The sequence below is a fragment of the Bacteroides sp. AF39-16AC genome (assembly GCF_003602735.1).
GTDB classification, from domain to species: Bacteria; Bacteroidota; Bacteroidia; order Bacteroidales; family Bacteroidaceae; genus Bacteroides; species Bacteroides uniformis.
The window spans coordinates 1,011-1,246 of sequence record NZ_QTLN01000078.1 but is presented as its reverse complement, the minus strand read 5'-3'; the positions used below and the strand labels follow the sequence as shown (position 1 = coordinate 1,246).

Genomic DNA, 236 nt, shown 5'->3' with positions numbered 1-236 from the left:
TCTTTACTTGTATTTAATGGAACTTTCCCTTTAATATGACACCACTCATTATTACAACTGATGTCTTCAATCTCAGACATCAGTTTTTGCAAATCTGTAATAGCTTTGGAACTCGCTACTTGGGGTATCTGCAACTCAAAACAGAGCATCGGTTCGAGAATGTCCACACCTGACTGTTGCAAAGCCAGCCTGAAGACATAAGGGGTCAGCTGTCTGAAATCAGCAGGTGTACTTAC

At 41.1% G+C, this 236-nt stretch carries 1 pseudogene; it reads right to left on the bottom strand.

What is annotated here, in order from left to right:
• Positions 1-236 (bottom strand): annotated as a pseudogene (locus DW039_RS21395) (tetracycline resistance ribosomal protection protein); the annotation flags it as partial.